Source organism: Methanoregula sp. UBA64 (assembly GCF_002502735.1).
Classification (GTDB): domain Archaea; phylum Halobacteriota; class Methanomicrobia; order Methanomicrobiales; family Methanospirillaceae; genus Methanoregula.
On sequence record NZ_DAQC01000001.1, the window covers coordinates 532,029 to 552,570 of the forward strand.

The 20,542-nt window shown below is 56.4% G+C and carries 22 protein-coding genes; 14 read left to right on the forward strand and 8 right to left on the reverse strand.

What is annotated here, in order from left to right:
- Positions 1 to 137 precede the first annotated feature (137 nt).
- The 3 genes from BP758_RS02600 to BP758_RS02610 are packed head-to-tail and all read left to right on the forward strand — an operon-like array spanning position 138 to position 1,001.
- Positions 138 to 434 carry a hypothetical protein gene (locus BP758_RS02600; protein ID WP_292368423.1) on the forward strand — a complete coding sequence of 99 codons (297 nt, stop codon included), beginning with the start codon at positions 138 to 140 and terminating at the stop codon, positions 432 to 434.
- Positions 431 to 649: a hypothetical protein gene (locus BP758_RS02605; RefSeq protein ID WP_292368424.1), complete on the forward strand. Its 219-nt coding sequence runs from the start codon at positions 431 to 433 to the stop codon at positions 647 to 649. The genes BP758_RS02600 and BP758_RS02605 overlap by 4 nt, the downstream gene beginning before the upstream one ends.
- Entirely contained in the window at positions 609 to 1,001 is a 393-nt protein-coding gene (locus BP758_RS02610; RefSeq protein ID WP_292368425.1) for a response regulator, read from the forward strand. Before BP758_RS02605 ends, BP758_RS02610 begins: the two co-directional genes overlap by 41 nt.
- 274 nt (positions 1,002 to 1,275) lie before the next feature.
- Here BP758_RS02610 and BP758_RS02615 read toward each other — a convergent pair whose 3' ends face one another.
- Together BP758_RS02615 and BP758_RS02620 are read right to left on the reverse strand one after the other, a co-directional pair.
- Entirely contained in the window at positions 1,276 to 2,169 is an 894-nt protein-coding gene (locus BP758_RS02615; RefSeq protein WP_292368426.1) for a class I SAM-dependent methyltransferase, read from the reverse strand.
- Positions 2,170 to 2,288: 119 nt separating this feature from the next.
- Positions 2,289 to 2,897, reverse strand: a complete 609-nt coding sequence (locus BP758_RS02620; RefSeq protein ID WP_292368427.1) for an MASE1 domain-containing protein — start codon at positions 2,895 to 2,897, stop codon at positions 2,289 to 2,291.
- A gap of 114 nt (positions 2,898 to 3,011) precedes the next feature.
- On the opposite strand from BP758_RS02620, the gene BP758_RS02625 reads away from it, so the two are divergent.
- The 5 genes from BP758_RS02625 to BP758_RS02645 all read left to right on the forward strand — a co-directional run bounded on the left by BP758_RS02625 (position 3,012) and on the right by BP758_RS02645 (position 8,229).
- Entirely contained in the window at positions 3,012 to 3,926 is a 915-nt protein-coding gene (locus BP758_RS02625) for a sensor histidine kinase (RefSeq protein ID WP_292368428.1), read from the forward strand.
- Positions 3,927 to 4,246: 320 nt separating this feature from the next.
- Positions 4,247 to 5,884 carry an ABC transporter ATP-binding protein gene (locus BP758_RS02630; protein ID WP_292368429.1) on the forward strand — a complete coding sequence of 546 codons (1,638 nt, stop codon included), beginning with the start codon at positions 4,247 to 4,249 and terminating at the stop codon, positions 5,882 to 5,884.
- Between the two features lie 730 nt (positions 5,885 to 6,614).
- Positions 6,615 to 6,860, forward strand: coding sequence for a hypothetical protein (locus BP758_RS02635; protein ID WP_292368430.1), 246 nt, complete (start codon positions 6,615 to 6,617; stop codon positions 6,858 to 6,860).
- A 122-nt stretch (positions 6,861 to 6,982) separates the two neighbouring features.
- Positions 6,983 to 7,636 carry a flavodoxin family protein gene (locus BP758_RS02640; RefSeq protein ID WP_292368432.1) on the forward strand — a complete coding sequence of 218 codons (654 nt, stop codon included), beginning with the start codon at positions 6,983 to 6,985 and terminating at the stop codon, positions 7,634 to 7,636.
- Positions 7,637 to 7,884: 248 nt separating this feature from the next.
- Positions 7,885 to 8,229 (forward strand): hypothetical protein, encoded by a 345-nt coding sequence (locus BP758_RS02645; RefSeq protein WP_292368433.1) that lies wholly within the window; start codon positions 7,885 to 7,887, stop codon positions 8,227 to 8,229.
- A gap of 109 nt (positions 8,230 to 8,338) precedes the next feature.
- On the opposite strand, the gene BP758_RS02650 is transcribed toward BP758_RS02645, so the two are convergent.
- Genes BP758_RS02650 through BP758_RS02660 form a run of 3 tightly spaced genes read right to left on the reverse strand, consistent with a single transcriptional unit; the run spans position 8,339 to position 10,209 of the window.
- Positions 8,339 to 8,668, reverse strand: coding sequence for a DUF5400 family protein (locus tag BP758_RS02650; RefSeq protein WP_292368435.1), 330 nt, complete (start codon positions 8,666 to 8,668; stop codon positions 8,339 to 8,341).
- 13 nt (positions 8,669 to 8,681) lie between these two features.
- Complete coding sequence (locus BP758_RS02655; RefSeq protein WP_292368437.1) at positions 8,682 to 9,527, reverse strand: DsrE family protein; 846 nt, start codon at positions 9,525 to 9,527, stop codon at positions 8,682 to 8,684.
- 1 nt (position 9,528) lies between these two features.
- On the reverse strand, positions 9,529 to 10,209 hold the full coding sequence (locus BP758_RS02660) for a DUF169 domain-containing protein (RefSeq protein WP_292368438.1): 681 nt from the start codon (positions 10,207 to 10,209) through the stop codon (positions 9,529 to 9,531).
- Positions 10,210 to 10,403: 194 nt separating this feature from the next.
- On the opposite strand from BP758_RS02660, the gene BP758_RS02665 reads away from it, so the two are divergent.
- Both BP758_RS02665 and BP758_RS02670 read left to right on the forward strand, forming a co-directional pair.
- Entirely contained in the window at positions 10,404 to 12,035 is a 1,632-nt protein-coding gene (locus BP758_RS02665; RefSeq protein WP_292368440.1) for a GAF domain-containing protein, read from the forward strand.
- A gap of 110 nt (positions 12,036 to 12,145) precedes the next feature.
- On the forward strand, positions 12,146 to 12,340 hold the full coding sequence (locus BP758_RS02670; protein ID WP_292368442.1) for a hypothetical protein: 195 nt from the start codon (positions 12,146 to 12,148) through the stop codon (positions 12,338 to 12,340).
- Between the two features lie 57 nt (positions 12,341 to 12,397).
- Here the strand turns inward: BP758_RS02670 and BP758_RS02675 are convergent, their stop codons facing one another.
- A complete protein-coding gene (locus BP758_RS02675; RefSeq protein WP_349680495.1) occupies positions 12,398 to 12,895 on the reverse strand; it encodes a multiprotein bridging factor aMBF1 in 498 nt (165 codons plus the stop codon).
- Between the two features lie 202 nt (positions 12,896 to 13,097).
- Here BP758_RS02675 and BP758_RS02680 point away from each other — a divergent pair, with 202 nt between their 5' ends.
- Both BP758_RS02680 and BP758_RS02685 read left to right on the forward strand, forming a co-directional pair.
- Complete coding sequence (locus tag BP758_RS02680; protein ID WP_292369947.1) at positions 13,098 to 14,273, forward strand: proteasome-activating nucleotidase; 1,176 nt, start codon at positions 13,098 to 13,100, stop codon at positions 14,271 to 14,273.
- A 166-nt stretch (positions 14,274 to 14,439) separates the two neighbouring features.
- Positions 14,440 to 15,111, forward strand: a complete 672-nt coding sequence (locus BP758_RS02685) for an FKBP-type peptidyl-prolyl cis-trans isomerase (protein ID WP_292368444.1) — start codon at positions 14,440 to 14,442, stop codon at positions 15,109 to 15,111.
- 141 nt (positions 15,112 to 15,252) lie between these two features.
- Here BP758_RS02685 and BP758_RS02690 read toward each other — a convergent pair whose 3' ends face one another.
- Together BP758_RS02690 and BP758_RS02695 are read right to left on the reverse strand one after the other, a co-directional pair.
- Positions 15,253 to 17,025 (reverse strand): ribosome biogenesis/translation initiation ATPase RLI, encoded by a 1,773-nt coding sequence (locus tag BP758_RS02690; protein ID WP_292368446.1) that lies wholly within the window; start codon positions 17,023 to 17,025, stop codon positions 15,253 to 15,255.
- A gap of 19 nt (positions 17,026 to 17,044) precedes the next feature.
- Positions 17,045 to 17,416, reverse strand: coding sequence for a hypothetical protein (locus BP758_RS02695; RefSeq protein WP_292368448.1), 372 nt, complete (start codon positions 17,414 to 17,416; stop codon positions 17,045 to 17,047).
- A 60-nt stretch (positions 17,417 to 17,476) separates the two neighbouring features.
- Here BP758_RS02695 and rqcH point away from each other — a divergent pair, with 60 nt between their 5' ends.
- Positions 17,477 to 19,381, forward strand: a complete 1,905-nt coding sequence (gene rqcH, locus BP758_RS02700; RefSeq protein ID WP_292368451.1) for a ribosome rescue protein RqcH — start codon at positions 17,477 to 17,479, stop codon at positions 19,379 to 19,381.
- Positions 19,378 to 20,400, forward strand: a complete 1,023-nt coding sequence (locus BP758_RS02705; RefSeq protein ID WP_292368453.1) for an mRNA surveillance protein pelota — start codon at positions 19,378 to 19,380, stop codon at positions 20,398 to 20,400. Before rqcH ends, BP758_RS02705 begins: the two co-directional genes overlap by 4 nt.
- Positions 20,401 to 20,542 lie beyond the last annotated feature (142 nt).

Here is a 20,542-nt window from a genome sequence, read left to right on the forward strand (position 1 = left end):
GCCACCCTATGCGGTGCACCGGGCGCCCGGGAATTCCGGGACTGCCCGTTTCCAAAGGAAAACAGCCGGCCCATCCCTGCCGTCCAAACATCTCCGGGCGTTCCCCGCAGGACAAAACCCCGGGGGAGGATCGCTCTATGATCGCCTTTGAACAGCTTGCCGCACTCCCCGGGGCAGTCGCCCTCGCGCCGGCCTCAGTCTGGATCGCCGCAGCCATCCTCGCCGGGCTGGCAGCCGTGATCGCAGTGCGGATAGCCCGGGAAAGAAGACTCCCGGTAAAAGGGGGCCGGGATGTGCAGGACGAAACGTTCCGGCCCGGCATTCTCTCCGGGGCAACCAGGCCCCGGATGCCGGAGAAGACCGGGGAAAACCCGGAGAGAAAACAGTTTCCGGGAAAAAATCCGTCCGGTTGTTCCCGGGAGCAGCTCCCATGACGCCCCCCGCAGGTACCGGATGCATTGTCCTGCTCCCGTTTCCCGCACGTGGCGGCCCCGCAGTACAGGACCGGCCGGGAAAATTCCCGGGTGGCCTTGGCCGGGGCCCCGTGTTGTTTTTGACCATGAACGGCGGCGACCTCTATATCCGGGGCGACGGGGCTTCATGTGTCTATGTCAGGAAGGATCCCGATGATCCGGATGCTGTACATTGATGCCGACCCGGAGATGTGCCAGACTGTTTCCGCATTCTGCGACCGGCTGGAAACGATCCGGGCAAAGACCCTCGGATCCGGGGAGGCTGCCCTGGAATGGCTCCTCTGCTCACCGGCAGATATCATTGTCTCGGAGTACCGGTTTCCCGGGGGAATCGACGGGATAACCTTTACCCGCAGGCTCCGTCTCCGCGGCAACAGGACCCCGGTGATTCTCTTTACGGCCGGCACATCCCGGGCCCTCAAAAAGGAGGCTGCCCGTAACGGGATCTTTAAGGTAGTGAGCCGGACCCGGCAGGGAAAAAACCCGGTCCTTCCCCTGATCCGCACCGTATTCTGGGCGTTAACATAAGAGAACTGCGAAAACCGGTATGCCCGTGAAACGCCAGTCCCGCAATGCTCCGCAGGTATCTGCTATAGGAGATCCTATAGTCACCTCACCAATCACCCTCTCATCCTGCGGGGGATTGCGGGGGCGAAATTTCAAAAAAGGGTATGTCCGGTCACTGCCGGGAGCCGGTAATCGATCCGGACGGGCCCCAAAAGGCTTGATTGTTTCCGCAGGAAGCACCGGCAGGGACTGCCGGTATTCCCCGTGGTTCGGGATACCCGGCCCCGCTCTTTTGTTACTGGTCCCCTCGCAGGGCGTACACAAACGACGATACCGTGCGGAGCTCCCGCCCTTCCTTTGCCCGGTTGAAATAGAGCCCCCGGTACTCCTCCCCGGTTGTGACCCGGAGCCGGGAAAAGCCCCGCGCCCGGAGAAACTCCCCTGCGCCTTCCTTTGGCATAAAAAACCGGAACGGTTCTCCCCCGCGGGCGGTCTGGCTCCCGAGATCTTCCCCGGTCTCCCCGGAAGGAGAATCTTCGTTACCGGACCCTGCCGGATAATCAAACAGCACCGCGCTGTTCCTGCCGGAATTATGCACGATAAAGGACAGGACTGCATCGACGGTCTGCGGGGTAAGGTACATGATCAGCCCTTCCATCACAAACAGGGTCTTTTTCTCTGTGGAATACCCGGCTTCCGCGAGGCGGGTGCCAAAGTCCTGCACTTCAAGATCCACCGGCACATAGACGACATCCGGGGGAAGCCGCCCGAAAATTTCTGCGATCTTCTCCTTTTTTACCTGCTGGGTATCGGGACGATCGAGCTCGAAGACGCGCACGCGGTCCTTGAATTCGGGGATCCGGTACGCCCGGGTATCGTACCCGGCCCCGAGGATCACCAGCTGGGAGAGGCCGGTCTTTGCCGCAAGCGTGATAACATCGTCGAAATGCCGGGCCCGGGCAGCAACATAACTCCGGAGCCCGGGGAAATGGCGGTCCGCATATTCGGTCAGCCTGTCGAGGCGGTCGGGATCGGTAAACCGGATCGCATACGGATCGTAGCATACCCGCTGGTCCTCGGGCAGCATCGATTCGGCTGCCCGGAATGCGGCCACATTCTCCGCGGTCCGGCTGGGCCCGGACCGGGAAGGGGCCTCCGGGGGATCGCGGGGGATATCCTGCTCTTCCATGAGAGAGCAGTTTTTCCCGGGAAGGTAATGAGGTTTTTTGTTTTACCATTCGCGGGAGGGACAGACCCCCAAAAAACCGGCCGATCGGGCAAAAACGGGGGGCGTTCCCTTTCGGGGTTTTATTTCCAGAACGTTGTAACAAAGAGCTCCTGCTCGCGGACAAGCGGGGTCAGGAAATACAAAACCGGCGGGACGATGATGGCGGTGACGATAACGTTCCCGATAAACCAGCCGGCAAATACCGAAAACAGGAGCGGTGCCGGGACAAGCCCGGCCGCACCAAGGGAGAGCGTCCCGCAGACCGCACCGACCAGGTTATTGAGGAGAATCCCGGATACCAGGAGGATCGCGACATCGCGCCGGCTGGCCAGGGCAACATCCGCGCCGAGCATCCGGAACGCAATGAGCGGGATAAGCACCTGGATGAGATCGGCAATCGACCAGAAGAGGGCAAATCCCGGGGAGAGCCCGCTTAAGACCCCGGCCCCGATCCAGCAGCCAAAATACGCGGCAATTACCCCGTACATCCCGAACCAGAGCGTGGTGATGATCATCACCGCTGCAACGATATACAGAAACGAGGTCCCGGGACCGGTTGTAAACGAGAAGACCGCAAACTTTGCCACCAGGGCATCCAGGCAGATGAGGAGGAAGAGAAGGGCAACGCGCAGGAAGAACGGGACGCCCGCAGCGCCGTTTACGCCGGTATCCGGGATAGTTTCTGCCATAATTTTAGTAATTATAATATCGTTTCAAATCATATATGAGTCCATCTTTTGACGCCTAACGAAATGTCCGAATCGACCAGAATATCTCATGAAACCCCCGGCAGACTCCGATCCGTGTTTGCCCGTCCACAGATCCAGGCACTGCTTGTCGCAGTAACCCTTCTTGCGGTTCTCCTGCCGTACTGGTGGCTCGCGGTCCTGTGGTCAAAGGAGAGTATTTCCCGGGAGGATACGCAGTTTGCTTTTGCAACAACGACCTTCCTCCTTGTCATGGTCATTGCGGATATGGCCTTTCTCATCCGCTACTACCAGGTAAAAAGGAAGCGGGAGATCCTGGAGATGACCCGGGAGCTCAGGGCAAGCGAAGAAGCGCTCCGGCTGACAAACAAGAAGATCAACCTGCTTTCAAGCATCACCCGGCACGATATCCGCAACCAGCTTACCGCACTCAAGATCTACCTGGAGCTGTCCCGGATTACTCCTGCGGATCCGGAGAAAGCAGCAGAATATGTAGAAAAGGAAGAGCAGATCGCTCTTGCAATCGAGCGCCAGCTGGAGTTTACCCGCCAGTACGAGAGCCTTGGGGTAAACACCCCGGTCTTCCAGGATCTCGCTTCCTGCATAGGGGAATCAAAAGCAGGGCTGAACCTCGATGGGATCGCGGTGCAGGTTGCCGGGATCCCCGGCGCAGAGATCTATGCCGATCCCCTGCTCAAAAAAGTGTTTTTTAATCTCTTCGACAACTCCCTGCGCCACGGTGGACGGGGGATGAATGCCATTACCATCTCCGCTGCACTCAGCAGCGGCCGGCTCGTCATCACCTTCGAAGACAACGGGATCGGTATCGAGGCCGGTAAAAAAGAACTGATCTTCGACCGGGAATACGGGCAGAACACCGGCCTTGGCCTCTTTTTGATCCGTGAGATCCTGGACATCACCCGGATCGCCATTATCGAGAACGGAACACCGGGTTCCGGTGCAAGGTTCGAGATCATGGTGCCGGCTGGCGCATACCGGGTTACGTCCTGATCCGCGATCAACAGCCCGGCCGAATGAGCGTTTCCCGCGAGGAAGCGCCCGGGGCCCGAGGGCGGGAATCCCCGCTCCCCGGATTGCACCAATTTTCCTTGTCCGGGTTCCGGGGTAAAATCGTGGGTTCTTCTTGATGAGGGAGCGTTTTTGCTTCCCGGAACATGCCCCGTAAGCCTGATTGAAGCAAGGAATTTTTTTCACTCATCAACAGGGTTATAGTCGGCCCCCGCATAACCAGAGAAGTATATCACCGGTATCTCCGGGTTACCCCGGGTCCGGGAAGATTGCAGGATCGGGTGTTTTCTCGGGAGGAAAATATGCAGGAAGAGCCACGCGCACGGGAAGGGTATAATCGGCTTCTTTGGGAGATCTGCTCCGCCCGGCCGTTCTCCTACCTCGCCGTCATTATCTTAAATGTCTCCGGCATGCTCTTTGCCATCATCAGCCCCCTTATCATGCGGTCGCTGATCGATGACGTGCTGATCGGGAAGAACACCGCCCTGCTCATGCCCCTGCTTGCAGCAATGGCCGGAGTATTCCTCGTCTCCGCCCTCTCAAACTATCTCTCCGCCCGGGTACGAGGAACGCTCTCAATCGGCCTGTACCGGGAATTCTCGCTCCGGGTGTTTGCCCGGCTCCAGCGGGCAGACTATGCACACGTGCGGAAATTCAAGACCGGCGACCTGCTGTCACGGATCACCGGGAATGTGACCACGGTTGTCCAGACCGCGATACGGACGATCCCCCAGATCCTGGTAATCATCTTTGGCATTGTCCTGCCGTTATTAATCATGATCAGCATGGACGCCGCACTCACCGCAATCGTGATCCTGCCGGCGCTCCTCTTTGTCGTCTCCGCGGCATGGTTCGGGAAACGGATGAAAGCTGCCCAGAGGCCGGCGCTGGATGCAGAGGCCGGCATCCAGTCGTTCCTTAAGGAAACGCTTCCTTCCCTGCCCCTTATCCGGGTATTCGGCATCGAAAAGTGGGCAGATAAAAGATACGATACGGAGTTCGGGCGGTTCTCGGACACCTCTGTCTCGGTCATCCGGCTCTCCTCCCTCTCCGCTGCCATCACCATGCTCATCTACAGCGTCCCCACCCTCCTGGTCCTGGCACTCGGAAGCATGTCCGTACTTGCGGGGACCATCACGGTAGGGACGCTGACCGCGTTTGTCGCATACGTCGGCCTCTTTTTGTCTCCCGTTCTCCAGGTCTCGGACCTCTGGAATTCCTATAAGTCGTCCCAGGCCTCGTACGACCGGGTTGCCGAGGTAATGGAGCTCAAGCCCGATGCCGAAGGCAGCGTTCCCCTGCCACCCGGGGGACCCGTGGAGATCCGGTTCGAGCATGTCAGCTTCTCGTATGACCGCCGCGTTGTCCTTTCTGATGTCAGCGGCCGGTTTTCTTCCGGGATCAATTACCTGACTGGCGAGAACGGGTCGGGAAAGTCCACGCTCCTGCGCCTTATCTGCCGGCTCTATTCCCCGGATTCCGGCAGGATCACGATCAACGGTACCGACCTCGCATCCATAAAAAGGGACGATCTCCGGTCAAACGTCTCAATGGTCTTTTCCGATTCCCTGATCTTCGATGGTACGATTGCTGATAATATCCTGATCGGGGACCTGTCTGCAACTGGTGACGAGGTTGTTTCGGCTGCAAAAAGAGCGGGGCTTGACGGGTTTGTCCGGACACTCCAAAAAAAGTACGATACGCCCGTAGGGGAGAACGGACTCAACCTTTCCAGCGGCGAGATGCAGAAGATCGCCCTCGCCCGTGTCCTCCTGCGGGATTCGCCGGTGATACTCTTTGACGAATTCACCCGGTCCATTGACGAAGAGTCCAAACGGTCCATCTATGAGGTTATCCAAAAGCTGACCGATAAGACGGTGATCATCGTGACCCATACCCCGGCAGATATAAGGGAGGGCAGCAATGTCGTGCATCTGTGAAAAGCGGCATGACCGCGAACAGGAGACCGGCGGGACAGGTTTCTTTTAAAGGGAGATACCGGCCCGGATACGGGAGAGATTGGCGGATCGGCCACGGGTTTCCCGGAATGTAAGTTATAATCCTGCCCGGTGAAACGTCCCGGTAACGCAGCACTTTTTTAGTGAAATAATTTTTTCACTCAACGCCAGGTATAACCTGTCCTGCGTAAGATATCCCTCTATCCCATCATACTAGAAGCCCGGGAAAACGGAGTAAACGAGATCATGTGCGAAAAACTCGGAGAATCCATCACTGCACCGATTACCGCAGCGGGATCGGGAATGGTAACATCATTTGCCGGAGGAGCAGCCACAAACGTGTTCTGCAACAGGACGGACTGCCCGTCCTATGGAAAATGGTGGTGCCCCTTCACCGGGTGGTAACCCCTCGGCAGGATTCCAGAAATAAACGCCCGACTCTTTTGTTTTTCTTTTTTAAGATGTCTGCACACTACATCATGCCGGACAACAAGGGCATATCGTACCCGATACGCCAATGAGTCCGCGTGTCCTTCAGGATCCGCCGTTCCTGTACATCAGGTTATATGCCGGGACAACCCATTCTTATATACATAAACGGTTTTTTCGCATTCTTCTGATCGCACCCGGTCCTTTCGTACCGGATGATTCCTGCGATCCTTGACCCCCCGATAAAACCTTTTTTGTACGTAAGGATCAGGGAAAACCCGGGATGTCGGCACCGACCCCCGGACGGATCAGGATATCAGAAGAGTACACCATGGCAAGCCAATCGTTAAAAACCGTAGTCGCGGGAACACCATCAGGGTATATTATCCGGTGGATCTGTCCTGCCTGTTTTGCAGAAAACACTATCGTCAACCGGTCCCCGGGAGAATTTTTCAAGCCGGCCCGGGACGCTACGTGCCGCACCTGCAGGAAGCGTTCGACCATCTCGACACCGGGCTTTCACAAATAACCCGACCCTTTTTTTCTCTTTTGTGCACTCTCCGTTCGGCAACCTGCTTACCCGGAGCCAACCGGCTGCTCTATTACCCGGATTGCTATAATGAATACTTCACGGACAACCTGTCCGCGGGGATGACGATGAAACTTCTTGCATTCAACGGAAGCCCGAGAAAGAAGGGGAGCACGGCAACACTCCTCCGGCATGCCATGGACGGTGCCGGAGCAGAAGGCGCAGATACGGAAATTATCGACCTGTATGATCTCAGGTACCAGGGCTGCACCAGCTGCTTTGCCTGCAAACGGATCGGCGGGAAGAGTTACGGGCACTGTGCGGTACAAGACGATCTTGCGCCGGTCTTACAAAAGGCAGAGACCGCAGACGCACTTTTGATCGGTTCTCCCATTTACTTCTCGCTTACTTCCGGCATGACCCGGTCGTTTCTCGAACGCCTCGCGTACCCCTACGCGGTCTACGATAAGCCGCGATCAACCCTGTTCCCAAAGAAGATCCGGACCGGTTTTATCTATACAGCCGGGGCATCGGATGCAATGGTAACGGAGATGGGCTATGACAGGAGTGAGAAGGTGACCGAGATGGCCATGGCCCGGATCTTCGGAGCCTGCGAATCGCTCTGGGTCACCGACACGGTCCTGTTTGACGATTATACCCGATACGAGTCCTCGCTTTTTGATCCCGCGGCAAAGAAAAAACACCGGGAGGAACAATTCCCCATCGATTGTAAAAAGGCATACGAGCTCGGGGCCCGGCTGGTCAGAAACGGATAATACCGGGGGCTTTCACCCTCATCCGGCATTCTTTTTGATCTCCATACGGCAGAGTAATCCCCCCGGTCCTTGAGTGCCGCCCCGGCTTTCCTGCCATAACATCCATTGCCCTGCCGGGATGAGCCTGAGGATCTTTCAGGTACTTCCTGTGAACCTGCCCGGGATCTGCTCTGCCGACAGCCTTCCCGTGAGGAAACCATTTCTAGTTTCAGGGCAAAAAAAGGTAAAATTACTATCCCGTGATCATTATGGCTGAAAAAAAAGGACACTTTGAAAATGGACTCTGGGTCGAAGACCCGGTTGCAGCCCCTTCTGCACCCCAGAAAGAGGATCCCCCGATCGACCTCCGCTTTGCTGCGGCAACAAAGTCGGTTATCTCCGCAATGGACGATCTCGCAAAGGTCACCCGCGACCTGGTGGGAACGGACGAGGGACGGAAACATATCGAAAAATCCGTAAAAGAGACAACGGATAACGTCAGGAAATCCTTTGACGATATCCTTGCCCGGGCAAAAACGGAAGTGGAGAAGGCCAAATCAGAGATGGAAAAGGAACAGGCAGAAAAGAAGACCGGCGCCGGGCAGAAGAAGTAATCCGGCGTGCCGGGGATTCCGGTAACGGATTGTACGGACCGGTAGTCAATTCCCGGCCGACAGTCTTTTTTTTTAATTTCCCCGCAGGGTGGAAAAAGAGAGAATTTTTTTACAGCAGCAGCCCGGCAAGCGCAAGGACCGGCAGTATCGTGACAATTGCCAGATGGGCGCTGTATCCCGGCGAGGTCTGGAAGCTGTCTTTTAAGGTCGGCATAAGCTGGGTATAGGCCGTGATGGTCACCACGAACTGCAGGATTACTGCCGCATAGACCGCCGCGGTCATCCCCGTTACAACCGCCGCGAGTGTTGCGATAAGGGCGAGGATGATCGTAATAAAGTGCGCCATCAGGTGCATCCCCTGCATCCGGAAGATAATAAAGCCGGTCGCCATGCTCGAGACAAGGATCGCAAGGCCGATCACAAGATAGGTCGTGTCCATGTTCTTTCCTCCTCTAAAAGTTCACCACGGCATTTCCCGGGTCGCTCAAAAGCTGGATAAAGGTCGCAGCGCCGGCAAGCTTGACACCGGGGACAAGATCCGCTTCGCCAATCCCGCGAAACGATGCCGAAAGCTCGCAGGCATACACCGTTACACCGGCTTTGATGACCTCGTCCATGAGCTCTGAAAGGACCGGAAATGCCGGGTGTTTGACCGTTGCAGCGTTTCCCTTCCGGGCAATACCCACGCCGTCCATCAGGAAAAAGATCGTCACCTTCTTTCCCATGGAGAGCGCGACTTTCGAGAAGATGAACGTAGCATAGGCCCGCTCGGCGTTCCCGATCCCATTGCTCTGGGCTACCACGACCCGGTCTTTTGAGACCATGCCCGCAGCGCCTGCCGCAGGCTCTTTCTTCTCGGCTTTCTCTACCGTAATGAAGTGCCGGTCGCCTTCTGTACCCTCTCCGACAACCTTCGAACCCGATGCAATGATCGCGGCAGAGACATCGGCAAGAGTGTCGGCGCTCCTGCACTTTACCTTCAGCCGGTCGCCCGGGGCAAGGGACGAAAGCTTCTCGCCTACGATCATGACCGGGCCGGGACAGGTCTCTCCCGTGACATCGATCTCTTCTGTGGTTGTTTCCGAAGGTACCATGCGGACCTCTACCTCCTTCTCGTGCGGTGTAATCTCAGTTTTGTACCCGTACTTCCGGGCCACGGCCTCCATGCCGGCTTCGGCACCGGGGCTTACGATAAACCGGACTTCTTCGCCGGGAGTCTCCAGGTCCTTTATCACATTGGTTGCAAGGAACCCTGCGTTTGGGGCCCGGATTCCCCGGGCCTTGATGGTCTTTACCATGTTACCCCCACTTTTCTTTGAAGGCCTTCAGGGCTGTTACGATCTTTTCCAGATCCTTTGTCGGGACACCGAAGATCACCTCGTCCTCGGCAATCCCGGAATACTTCCGCGAGCCGTTGCAGCCAAGCGTCATGTTGGGGACCCCGCGCTCCCGCACCGCAACCACGGCATCGGCACAAAGCGACTGGATGCCGGAGTAATCCGCGGCAAACCGGCCACCGGTGGCATAGAGATAAGCCTGCGAGAGCCGGAGGGCCTGCCGGGGCGTTGCCACGATCACGACAACGTCAGGGTCGAACTCTGCCTTCTCGAGCGGCGCATAGACCGAGGCATAGAACTGTTTGCCGGTCTTTGGCACCGCGCTCACGGTCTCAACAGCTCCCTCAACGGTCTTGAAGTTCCCAAGCTTCTGGTAGGTAGTGCCGTCAGAGACAATCTCCGGGGATGGCTCGATCCCCATGACAGCCGCCCCGCCCCGGCAGAGGTGCTCCGGCCGGGTTGCATAGCCGGTCATTCCCTTGAGGCGTGCGTCCTGCACGAACTGGCAGTGCCGGTGTTTTTCCGTAACCTTCTGGTATCCCACCGGGATATCCGCAGGGGTCTTTGCAAGCTTTACCGCGACCGGGCTGCCCTTCAACCCAAGGAGTCCGATCAGTTCCGTTCCCAGAGATTCATACTTCATGATTCAGTCTCCATTCTCCCGGTGAACCCGGGAATTTATACTATATTGTCTAAATACACTGATCCATATGATACAATATAAATGTTTTTACTATATCGTCTTCCCCCGCAATTACTCATGAACCCGTCAGTTATAGTGTCGTCATATAAATCTGAGATAACCTTATCAGTGAGAAGTTAGACTATACAGTATAGATGTCTCCCCGCGATCCGGAAAAGGAAAATCTTAGCGAGACCGAACAGCTGATAGTCTCGTACCTTGCTGCAAACCCTCCCGAAGAGGGGATGCTCGATAAGATCGCTCTGGGCACCGGCAAGAGCCGGGCAACGGTGCTCAAGTACCTTAACGCGCTCCACGACCGGGGTGTTCTCTGCTACCGCATCATCGGCCGGAACAAGCTCTGGACGGTAAAAAACGCCCGGGCACAACAACTATCCCCGTTAACCGGTAGTCCTGCCGCAGGAATTGCTAAGCTTGCGTTCCGGGCCTTTGAGCTGCACGCTGCGCTGCTCCACCGCGCCGGGCTGGAGGCCGGACTCGATATCCCGGGCACGGTCGTATTCACGATTCTCGATGATACCACGATTGTTGTTAAAAACCGGCCTGCCGAGTCGCTTTTCCCGGATGCCACATCGTTAAACGAGCTCCTGTGTCCCAGAGATGCAGCGCTCCTTGCAGCAGCACTCAATGGAAAACGGGGCAGCGAACCGGTCCGCCTCGAACTATCCTTAAAAGAACAGACCGGTGTCCTGCGCAGGTACCGCCTCACCTTCTTTTTCCCCCCGCCCGCAGGCCCCTCGGGCTGCATTGCGGCGATCGGCGAAAATCCTGCCGACATGACGCGGACAACCGAAGATCTCGCATCGCTTCTCTACATCATCCGGGCCGCGGGAGCCACACGGACCGAGGATGCACTCCTCAGCGTAGCCATGAAAGGGATCCGGGAGCGTCTTGTACCTTTCCGGGCCGGTCTTGTCTTCCTTGACGATATGCGGGTGGCATATGCAGATCGCCGGGTCCCGGCCGCCGCTCTCCCGGGGCTCACGCCTCTCGTGAAGCGCTGCCGGGATTCCCTGACCACCATTGCAATCGGGAAAGACGACCCGGCATATCCAGCCCTTACGATCATCGGGGGAGGAGAAGCGCCGGCAGGGGCTCTTGTGGTCCCGGTGATTGACGGGGAAGAGGCAACAGGGGCGTTCCTCCTTTTAACCGACACGGAGGTTACCGCCAAAAACATCGGGAATGTCGAGATCGTAGCAGATGAGATAGCAGGGAACCTCAAGCTGCAGCGCCTGGACCGCGAGCGCAGCGAGTACGTGAACACGCTCCTTGCCCAGACACGACTTTCGGCAATCCTGAATGATGAGCGGGATGAAGATGCCCTCCTTTCAAAAAGCATCCAGGCCGTGATGGATACCCTTGGTTTCGAGATGGGGTGCGTGTACCTGAAAAATGAAAAGGACGACATGGTCACCCGGGTAAAAAAGAACATGCCGGAAAATCTCGAAAAGATGTGCGTTTCCGGCGTGTTCGACTCCCTGTTCGGGCAGGCATTTGCCAACAAGGCGGTTGTCTACCTGACTCCCGAATCCCCGGCCTTTGCCGGGCTGGACCCTGCCGTACAAAAAAGCGGCGTGCGCACGATCCTTATCATTCCCATCCGGAACGGCGATACGGTCGAGGGCCTGCTCAACATGGGGAGCCCAGAAGAGAGACCGTACCTCCCGGCGAGTCTCGATACTCTCGCAACACTCGGCCTCCAGCTCGGAACGGCACTGGAGCGGTCACGGTTTGCCCGTGCGCTGGAAGGCCGCACTACCTGAATGTCCGGGGTCCCGATCGTTTCGGATAGCCGCTCCGGAAAAATCCTGTCCGGATCTCCTTTTTTGTCCCAATGGAAACATTGATTATACCCGGTCTGTGATTGGTGACTATGTACCAAGTTGCCATGAGCCGTAAGATGGAGAACGGGATTGTCGTATTCTGGCTGGAAAGAAACGATACACGATACGAATCGTTCAACTACCAGGAACTCCAGGACGCAAACATCAACGCACTCGACCTGCTCGACCGGCCAAAGTCCTACCAGGTCGATCCGGGTGCACACAGGATCATTGTGAAAAAATAACCGGGACACCGGTTCTGCCGGCGCTGAAAGAAACGCCTGTGTAAAAAAAGTATACCCTTATTTCTTTGCTTTCCGTATGATCGTGAGATCGCCGAGCGTCTGGGTGATCTTTGCCTGGGCCTTGCTCTCCGCATCGCCGGCAACGACATCGACGAGCTTGATCCCGAGCACCTTTTCGAGTTTCTTTCGTACCTCTTCTTCCGGGATCAGTTCCCCTTTCTCGATCTTTTTTATCAGGAGCTCCCGGACCATCATCTGGAGGGCAAGATCCTTCTGGCTCAGGCCCTTTTCCGTACGGGCGTTCTTGATCCGGTCTGCATAATCTTCGACAATCTCGCCTTCCATGTAATCGAACATGTCCCGTTTGCGCAGTCCGGGTGCCGGTGCATTCACAGGGCGGCCGGGCTGGCCGGGCCGTGCTGCCGGGCGGGGCACATCAGTCCGGCGGGGCTGCTGGACTTCGGTGCCAAACTTGCCGCACCGGGCGCAGACCTGGAGTTCTGCCCCCTCCACGCGGATCAGCTTCGGCGCGCCGCGGATTGTTTCGCCACACATTTCACACTGCATATTCTCACAAACACTTTATATGGCGATTTCCCTATATACCTATTTGAGGAACGGAATGGGCGACATTCTCCGCGATACGGCCGAGCCGCAGACCCCGGAAGAGCTCTGCCGCCTGTACCGCACGATCTCCGAGCAGCTCCGGGACCAGCTCCAGCAGATCGAAAACGATAAGCACGACCTTGAAACCCAGATGATAGAGAGGGTCAACAACCTGGAATCCCGCAATCTCGAACTCCGCGAACAGCTCCGCCAGGTCGAGGCGGACAAACGGTATATCGAGACCCAGAAGATCCGGTTCGAGCGGGAGGTACGAAAACTCAAAAGCGAGAGCGAGCAGCTCAGGAGCCCGCCGCTCATTATCGGGAACGTGGTGGATGTGGTCGATTCGTCCCGGGTCATCGTCCGCAGCAGTGCCGGGCCTAAGTTCCTTGTCCGGAGCTCGCCAAGTATCAATCCCGACGACCTAAAGGCCGGCGCCCGGTGCACGCTCAACCAGCAGTCGCTTGCAATTGTCGAGCTGCTCCCGAGCTCGTTTGATGCACAGGTCTACGGGATGGAACTCGTAGACTCCCCGCAGGAGAACTATACGGATATCGGCGGTCTCTCAAAACAGATAAACGAGATCCGCGAGGCAGTCGAGCTCCCCTTAAAACGCCCGGAACTGTTTACCCGCATAGGAATCGAGCCGCCCAAGGGCGTTTTGCTCTACGGACCCCCGGGAACAGGAAAGACGCTTCTTGCAAAAGCGGTTGCCCACGAGACCAATGCCCATTTCATGCGGGTCGTGGGAAGCGAACTTGTCCAGAAATATATTGGCGAAGGGGCACGGCTCGTCCGCGAGCTCTTCGATCTCGCGAAGAAGAAAGCCCCGACGATCATCTTTATCGATGAAATCGATGCAGTGGGAGCGAGCCGGACCGAGGCAAACACTTCCGGTGACCGCGAGGTCCAGCGTACCCTCATGCAGCTCCTGGCCGGTATGGACGGTTTTGAGACCCGGGGAGACGTGAAGATCATCGGGGCCACGAACAGGATCGATATTCTCGACAAGGCGCTGCTGCGTCCCGGCCGTTTCGACCGGATCATCGAGATCCCGTTGCCCGATGGAGAGGGCCGGCTCTCGATCCTGAAAGTCCACACCCGGGGACTGACCGTTGACGAATCGGTCGACCTTGTCGAAGTTGCATCCATGACCGAGGGCAGGAACGGAGCAGATCTCCGGGCGATCTGCATGGAAGCCGGGATGTTTGCCATCCGGAACGACCGTGAAGCTATCACCCGTTCCGACTTTTTGGCGGCCATAGAAAAAGTCAGGATCGATTTCTCCCGGCCCGTCTCCGATGTCGAAGGCCGGATGTTTGCATAAGCATCCGGTTCTCTTTTTTTGCCCGGCAAGCCGGGTCCTGTTTTGTTCTTTTCGCTTCCCGTTACGGACATTCACGGATTTTTTTAGAGATTTTTTTGACCCGCAGACTTTTTCACATAACGAGTCAAGATATACGGCATCATATTGGTAAAGGAGGGTTACACACTTGACCGATCCAGAAAAAACAGCCGAACCGACAGTTCCTGAAGAGAAAACAGAAACTGTGACGAAAAAGGCAGAAGAGAAAACTCCGGAGAGCACAAAACAGAACGTACCGGCAAAGGGTGCGGGAAAAGAGACCGAAAAGAAAGCCATGAACAGGGAATTGCTTATAACAGTCGGTGTAGCAGTGATCCTGATCGCTGCTGCAGTCGGCGCCTGGTTCTTCCTTACCCCGGTCGTTGCAACAAAGGGAGACACCGTTTCTGTCTACTACACCGGGACATTTGACAACGGCACGGTGTTTGATTCCAACAAGAATTCCACCGAACCGCTGATGTTTACCCTCGGCAACTCAACGATCATCCCCGGTTTTGCAGATGCAGTATCGGGTATGGCGCTGAATTCGGAAAAGACCGTAACGCTCCCGCCGGAAAAAGCCTACGGGAACTATGACCCCGGCCTTGTCCAGGTTGTCAACCGTACCGGACCGCTCGCCAATGTCACGTTCGTTCCTGGCCAGCATTATATCATCCACGACCGGCTCACCGATACCAACAGCAGGGTTACCGTCATTAACGTGACACCAAAGACCGTGACCATCGATTCCAACAGCCCGTACGTAGGCCAGAACGTGACCTTTACGATTCAACTGGTCAACATCACCAAAACCAAGTAAGCGGGCGGAAGGATCGAATCATCCTATTTTTTTGTTTTTTATCCGTACCGGGCAAATTGGTTCCTTTCGCCGATGGAGGATTATTAAAAAAAAGGAGACGGGAAACTCCGGATCGCTTGTGGAAATAAGATTTCCCTGAGTTTACTCGTCGTCAGCCGCGTAATAGTAATATTCGCCGCTGCTTTTCTGCTCCCGGTCAAGGAATGAGTCGGGTTTGTTGATCCGGGGACGGCCGGTCTGATCCCGCCGGAAGGTGACATCGAGCTCGTGCAGGAACCGGTTCATGCCCTCCCGCATTGCAAACGGGCCGACCGCAGTCCCTTTGATACCCGGTTCGCCTTCAAAGACAAGGATCCGCTCGCTGATCATATCGATAAGGTAGATGTCGTGGTCGATGACCATGATCGCTACGACCTTTCCTTCCGCATGGTGTTTGATGAGCCGGGTCACTTTAACCCGCTGCTCCACATCGAGGTGTGCGCTCGGCTCGTCGAGGATGTAGAGGTCAGCATCGCGGGATAGGCAGGCCGCGATGGCGACACGCTGGAGTTCGCCGCCACTCAGCGAATCCACCGGTGACTGGAGAATAGGGCCAAGCGAGAGCGGTTCGAGGATCTCGTGCTGGTAGTACGAGGTGTCGAATTTGCTGGTGCACTTACGGAGATACATCTCGACAGAGTCCGACGAGTCGGGCTTGATGTACTGCGGTTTGTACGAGATCCGGAGCTTGAGATCCATGGTGCCGGTGTCCGGTTTCTCGACACCGGCAAGGAGCTTTGCGTACGTGCTCTTCCCCATGCCATTTGCCCCGATCACACCCAGCACCTCCCCGGCTTTAATCGTCCCGCCGGCAATCGTGAGATGGAAGGTATCATAGCCCTTGGTCATCGCCGGGATCTCCACGAGGTCTTCGCGTTTCGATCCCTTCTCATGCGCACGCTTCTCAAAGACCACCTGCGTGTCCCGGAAACGGACGTTCTCCTCGGCAAGGAACCCTTCGAGGTACTGGTTGATGCCCACCCGGACGCCCTTTGGCCGGGTGATGACCCCAAAGACCGCCGGTTTGCCGTAGCCTACATGTACCGTATCCGCAAGCATGTCGAGGATGGCGAGGTCGTGCTCGACAATCACGACCGGGCGTTCGGCGGCAAGTTCCCGGATCAGTTTTGCAGCCGAGATACGCTGGTAGATATCCAGGAACGGGGTAATTTCATCGAGGAAATAGAGGTCGGCGTTACGGGCAAGGCAGGCCGCTATGGCGACACGCTGGAGTTCTCCGCCGCTCAGCGTGTTTATCTGGTGGTCGAGAATAGCATCGAGCTTGAGGACCGGGAGGATCTCGGCAAGTTTTTGCCGCTCATCGGTTGACTTGAGCAGGTCCCGGACCGTGCCGGAAAATACCTTCGGGATGAAATCGATGTACTGGGGTTTTACCGCAATCTTCTTGCTCTTTTTCGAAACGGTCTGGAGATAGTCGAAGAGCTCGGTACCTGCATAGCGTTTTAAGATCTCATCCCAGTCAACTTCGGCATCGAAGTTCCCAAGGTTGGGACGGAGCTGCCCGGAAAGGATCTTTACCGCGGTACTTTTCCCGATACCGTTTGCGCCGAGAATACCGGTCACCTTTCCCTGGACCGGGATAGGAAGGCCGTACAGGGCAAACCCGTTCTGGCCGTACCGGTGGGTGGGGTGTTCGAGTTCTTCGGGCAGGCTCACGATGTCGAGGGCCTCGAACGGGCACTTCTTGATACAGATGCCGCAACCGACACAGAGTTCTTCAGAGATCTTTGCCTTGCCGTCTTCTCCGATAACAACGGTTTCGTCACCGGTCCTGACCCGGGGGCAGTAGATGATGCACTCGGTCCCGCACTTCTTTGCGTGACAGCGGTCCTTGTGAACTATGGCGATTCTCATGGATATCTAAAAAAAATTCTTATGCGGTCACTGTGGAGAGCAGGATGGTCCAGGACATAAACCAGAAGGCAAAGGTCATAAAGCCCTGGTAGAGCCAGTCTTTTGCTCCCAGTTTCGAAACGTCGAGATGCAACAGGATAAAGATGTGCCTCTGGACGACCACACCGGCAAGCATCAGCATGAATGCAAGAAGGCCGATATCGCTTTTTACGGTTACCTGGAGGAAATACGACAGTATCCCGACAAAAATACCCATGAAACAGGCAACCAGCGTTCGTTTGATCCGTTCGATATGGTCGGCCTGTTTTTCCAGTTTGGTCTTCTGCTTTTTGGAGAGTGCCGGTTGTTCCGTAGGTTGTTCCTGCACTTCGACGTTGACTTCGTCAGCCATCCCGTTCACCTGGTAGTCTTATTTTTTAGTGCGCAAGCCATATGTATCTTGGTATATCCCATGGCAACAGCGCAGGGAATGAGCGGGATCGATCTGCGGGCGGTAACCGGCGAGCTCAATGCAAAGCTGCCGCTCTGGATCGATAAGGTTTACCAGTTCGAGAGCCGGACGCTCGGTATCCGCCTGAATGGCGAAAACCATGCGAGGTACCTGCTCCTAATTGAAGCCGGGCGACGGGCGCACCTTGTATCAGCGTTCCCGGACGCCCCGAAAAATCCTCCGCAGTTTGCCATGTTCCTGCGCAAGTATATCTCCGGAGGCAAGGTACTTGCAATCCGACAGCACGGACTGGAACGGATCCTGATATTCGAGATCGGGAAAGGCGAACTCACCTACCGGCTCATCATCGAACTCTTTGATGAGGGAAACGTGATCCTCACCGATGAGGCAGGAAAAATTATCAAGCCGCTCCGGCACCACCGGTTCAAGGACCGGGACATAGTCCCCGATGCACTCTATGCCATGAGCGAAACCGACCCGACCGGTTCAGAGAAAAATCTTGCCGCAACGCTTGCAGGGGACGACCGGGATCTGGTCCGGGCCCTTGCGGTTGCGTGCATGTTTGGCGGCACATATGCGGAATATGTCTGTAAGACCTCGGGTATTGATAAGTCCCTGCCGGCAAAAGCTGCCGATCCAAAGGCATTGTATGCGGCCATAACCGGGCTCTTTTCCCGGGTGCAGCAGTCAGCCCGGCCGGTTGTATCAGCAAAAAGCTGCGAACCGCTCGCGTTTGGTGAGGGAGAAGGGAACTCCGGGGATACCGGCACACCCTACCCCGGCTATTCTGCTGCGCTCGAAGCCTTCTACCCGATGACCAAAGCCGAGAAGGTCAGGGTTGCGGCAAAACCGAAACTTTCCGAAGAGGAGCGGATCCACAAGTACCAGGAAGCCGCAATTAAAAAATTCGACGAGAAGATCAAAAAGAACGAAGAGCTGGTAAATGCGATCTACGAGAACTACCAGTTCATTGCACAGATCATCTCGTCACTGGATACGGCAAGCAAAGAACACTCCTGGCAGGAAATCGAGCGCCACCTCAAGGGAAATTCATCTGCCGATGCCAAAAAGATCGTGGCGTTTTACCCGGAAGATGCAGCGGTGGGCGTTGATATTGGAAAGACCGTGAAGATCTTCGTCCACGAAAGTGTCGAGCAGAACGCAGGGCGTTATTACGATACCATCAAAAAATTCAAGAAGAAAAAGGAAGGCGCCCTCCAGGCTATGAAGACGGTCCGGCCAAAGAAAAGGGCGGTACACCGCGATATTGTGCCCATGAAAAAACTCTGGTACCACCGGTTCCGGTGGTTTGTAACAAGCGATGGTGTGGTGGTGCTGGGCGGCCGGGATGCTTCGCAGAACGAAGAACTGGTCAAGAAGTACATGACCGGCGGCGATCTCTTCCTGCACGCGGACGTGCACGGGGCAAGTGTCATTCTCGTAAAAGGAAAGACCGAAAAGATGGACGAAGTGGCGCAGTTTGCCGCATCGTTCTCCGGCGCGTGGCGGAGCGGGCATTTCTCGGCCGATGTTTTCAGCGTGCGGCCGGACCAGGTAAGTAAGACTCCCGAGTCCGGGGAATATATCAGTCGGGGCTCGTTTATCGTGAGAGGAGAGCGCACGTACTACCGGGATGTCCCGCTCGCAGTAGGGATCGGTCTCGTGCTCGAACCCCAAGCTGCGGTTATCGGCGGTCCACCCGCAGTTATCCGGTCGCGGACAAAGACCTGTGTAGAGATCCGGCCCGGGCAGTTCGAGCCAAACGATGTGGCAAAAAAAGTGCTCCGATCCCTGCGGGAGCATCTCGCACCCGAGGAGGAGAAACTGCTCAAGGGAATCTTAAACACCGAATCGGTAGCAGCCTTTGTCCCGCCGGGGGGTTCGGACATTCTTGAGGAGTCATGAAAGCGGAATTCGGGGACATTAAGGAAAATTATGGCGAAATACGGCTTCTCCCCGAGACGATCGATGACCTCTGGCACCTCAAACACCTCATCCTTCCCGGCTCGCTTGTCTTTGCCACCACATTCCGGAGTGTTGAATCTGTAACCGACAAACTCCGTCCCGAGAAAGTGGAGAAACGGCCGGTCCGGCTCGGGGTACGGGCGGAAAAGATCGAGTTCTCGGAGCATGGGATCCGGCTCCGGATCACCGGTATCATCGAGCACGGGATCGACTGCGGAGCGTACCATACGATAAATGTCGAGACCGGATACGAGATCTCGGTAATCCGCCAGTGGCGCCCGGTTGACCTCGAACGGATCGAGCGGGCCAAAAAGTCGTCCGTCTTTGGCGTCATCCATATCCTCACGATTGAAGAAGGCGAGGCCGAACTCTTCCGGATACGGCAGTACGGTCCCGAAAGCGTAGTAACGGTGACGACAGGGAGCGGCAAAGGCGGCGAGTGCGACAACAGGGTAGCATTTTTCGAGGGGGTCACAAAGACGATTGCCGAGATTACCGGGCCGCTCGTTATTGCCGGGCCGGGTTTTATCAAGGACGATTTTCTCCGGTATGCGAAGAACCGGAACTGCCCGCCCGGAGAACGTGCAGTCGTTGTAGAGACCCGGCGGATCGGCCGCGGTGCCGTGCAGGACGTGATCGGTGCCGGGACGCTTGAGAAGATGATCGGCGATCTCCAGCTCTCTCGGGAGGTGCGGCTGATGGATGAAGTACTCCTGCGGATTGCCCGGGATGGAGCGGTAGCATACGGGAGGGAACAGGTCAGAAATGCAATCGATTACGGCGCAGTCGAAGAGGTTCTTATCGCCGATTCGCTGCTGCATGACACGGCAACTGCCCCGCTCCTTGAACGGGCCGAACGGATGCAGTCCCGTATCGTAGTGCTCTCAACCGAATTCGAACCCGGGGAACGGCTGATGGCACTCGGAGGGATTGCTGCACTGCTCCGGTATAAATTATAAAGACGTCGGGCCGGGCAGCGGTACAGGATATTCCACAATTTTTCCCGGATAACCGGTTTTTTTAATTCCCTGAAAATGAGTATCTGAAACAATTTATCTGGGGTTTTAGTCATTGACAGAACCCCGGCCGATATAAACATAC